Origin of the sequence: Streptomyces scabichelini, assembly GCF_011045015.1 — a bacterium.
In the GTDB taxonomy this organism is placed as follows: Bacteria; Actinomycetota; Actinomycetes; order Streptomycetales; family Streptomycetaceae; genus Streptomyces; species Streptomyces scabichelini.
This window is the reverse complement of the sequence record NZ_JAAKZY010000433.1, coordinates 1-2520: the sequence shown is the minus strand read 5'-3', so window position 1 is coordinate 2520 and position 2520 is coordinate 1. Positions and strand designations below refer to the sequence as shown.

The window sequence follows — 2520 nt, the reverse complement described above, 5'->3', positions numbered from 1 at the left end:
CCCGCGACCTGCCCGGCCTGTCCCCCGCACTCCCCGACCGTGAGATCGTCCCCGGCGAACTCCTCGACCTCGCGGGCCGCCGCCTCCGCGCGATCTGGACGCCCGGCCACACACCGGGCCATGTCTGCCTCCACCTGGAAGAGGACCACCCGGCCCAACTCCCCGGCAGGGGCCGCCTGTTCTCCGGCGACCACCTCCTCCCGGAGATCACGCCGCACATCGGCCTGTACGAGGACCCGGACGACGCCACCATCACGGACCCCCTGGGCGACTACCTCGACTCCCTGGAGCGGGTCGGCCGCCTCGCCCCCGCCGAGGTCCTGCCGGCCCACCAGCACGCCTTCACCGACGCCCCGTCCCGCGTACGGGAGTTGCTGTCCCACCACGAGTCCCGCCTGACCGGCCTCCTCTCCCTCCTCACCACTCCCCTCACTCCCTGGCAACTCGCCGAGCGCATGGAATGGAACCGCCCCTGGGACCAAATCCCGTACGGCTCGAGAAACATCGCCGTCTCGGAGGCCGAGGCCCATCTGCGCCGACTGGTGAAACTGGGACGGGCGGAGGCGGTGACGGGGAGCGATCCGGTGACGTATGCGGCGGTGGTGTGAGGGGCTACAACTTGTGCGGTACCGCGGAAGTTTGACGCCCTCCGCCAGGGACCGCCTTACGCTGCTGCGATGCGGATGCGCCCCCTCGCCGTCGACGCGCTGATCGCGGCGGCACTGACCAGTGTGGCTCTGCTGCTGGGACCGGAGGCCGCGCGTCAGGGGCAGGAGCCGCTCGACACGACCGCCTATGCACTGGTGGTCCTGGTCCATCTGCCGCTCGTGCTCCGCGGGCGGGCCCCCGTCGTGATCTGCTGCCTCATGCACGCGACCTGGCTGGTGTACATCACCGCCGGCTACTGGCCCGTGGTGTGCAGCTTCGGGCCCATGCTCGCCGTTTACACCGTCGCCTCCCTGCGTCCGCAGCGCGTGTCCGTTCCCTGCGCCGTGCTGATGGGCGCGACCTGGATCTACGCGGGCGCGGTGAACCACACCGACGGCTGGCCGTCCGTCGTCGGCCAGGCGATCGTCTACCCGGCGGTGCTGTGGCGATTCGGCGTCGTCCACCGCCGCTCGGCCGAACTGACCCGGCAACTACGCCGAGAACAAGCCGAACGCGCCCGGCGCGAGGTCGCCGAGGAGCGCGGCCGGATCGCCCGCGAACTGCACGACGTGGTCGCCCACCACATGTCTGTGATCTCGGTGCAGACCGGTCTCGCCCGCTTCGTCTTCGACACCGACCGGGACACCGCGCGCACCGCGCTCGAGACCATCGACGCCACCGGCAAGGAGGCCCTCGAAGAGCTGCGCCGCATGCTCATGGTGCTGCGCGCCGCCGACGACGGCGCCCCGGCCGCTCCGATGCCGGGCCTCGCCCGTCTCGACGAGATGACCGAACGCATCCGCACCGGCGGCCTCCCGGTCGCCCTCACCGTCGAGGGCACCCCGCGCCCGCTCGCCCCCGGCGTCGAACTCTGCGCGTACCGGGTGGTGCAGGAGGCGCTCACCAACGTCCTGAAGCACGCGCACGGCGCGAGTGCGGAGGTACGGCTGAGGTATGAACCGCATCAGGTGACTGTTTCGGTCACGGACGACGGAGAGGGGGTGATTCCGGACAGAGTACGAGCGGGCGGCGGGCACGGCTTGATTGGCATGCGCGAGCGGGCCAAGCTCTACGGCGGGCAGATCAGCATTGGCCCGCGGGACCAGGGCGGCTTCGCAGTACAGCTCACCCTGCCGACCTCCACGCGGGCCGCGGCGCGGGGGGACGACGCCACCACATGACCACAGTGCTCGTCGTCGACGACCAGTTCCTCATCCGGGCCGGTCTGGTGGGCCTGTTGCGGGCCGCCCCCGGCATCAAGGTGGTCGGCGAGGCGAGCGACGGCGCGGAGGCCGTCGACCTGGCCGCCGAGACCGCCCCCGAGGTGATCCTGATGGACATCCGGATGCCCGGCATGGACGGCATCGAGGCCACCCGGCGCATCCTCGCCCAGGCCGCGGAGCCCGCGCCCCGGATCCTCGTACTGACCACCTTCGATCTCGACGAGTACGTGTACGGGGCGCTGCGCGCCGGGGCCTGCGGGTTTCTTCTCAAGGACTCCGGCCCCGAACGGCTGCTCGCCGCGGTGGCCGCGGTCCGCGGGGGCGACACGCTCTTCGCGCCCAGCATCACCCGCCGCCTGATCGAGGCGTACGCGCGCCGGACCGCCTGCGAACGGCCCGCGGACCTGGACGGTCTGACCTCGCGTGAGCTGGAGGTCCTGAAGCTGATCGCACGCGGACTGTCCAACCCGGAGATCGCCGACCTCCTCTACATCAGCGAGGCGACCGTCAAGACCCACCTCAACCGCACGATGACCAAGCTGGACCTCGACAGCAGGGCGCAGGCGGTGGTGGTGGCGTACGAATCGGGGCTCGTGACTCCGGGCGGATAGCCACCGCATGCACATCGGGGCGCCGGGCCCTCCGGCCC

At 71.4% G+C, this 2520-nt stretch carries 3 protein-coding genes; all 3 read left to right on the top strand.

The features are described from left to right. Positions 1-608: MBL fold metallo-hydrolase (locus G5C60_RS50365; protein WP_165270985.1), on the top strand; the 608-nt coding region annotated here is incomplete at its 5' end. Between the two features lie 69 nt (positions 609-677). Further along, positions 678-1829 carry a sensor histidine kinase gene (locus tag G5C60_RS50360; protein WP_165270983.1) on the top strand — a complete coding sequence of 384 codons (1152 nt, stop codon included), beginning with the start codon at positions 678-680 and terminating at the stop codon, positions 1827-1829. Continuing rightward, positions 1826-2482 (top strand): response regulator, encoded by a 657-nt coding sequence (locus tag G5C60_RS50355; protein WP_165270981.1) that lies wholly within the window; start codon positions 1826-1828, stop codon positions 2480-2482. Before G5C60_RS50360 ends, G5C60_RS50355 begins: the two co-directional genes overlap by 4 nt. Positions 2483-2520: the final 38 nt, after the last annotated feature.

Excerpts from the sequence above, each read along its gene's own strand:
- G5C60_RS50360 (WP_165270983.1), top strand. The coding sequence starts at position 678 with ATGCGGATGCGCCCCCTCGCCGTCGACGCGCTGATCGCGGCGGCACTG.
- G5C60_RS50355 (WP_165270981.1), top strand. The coding sequence starts at position 1,826 with ATGACCACAGTGCTCGTCGTCGACGACCAGTTCCTCATCCGGGCCGGT.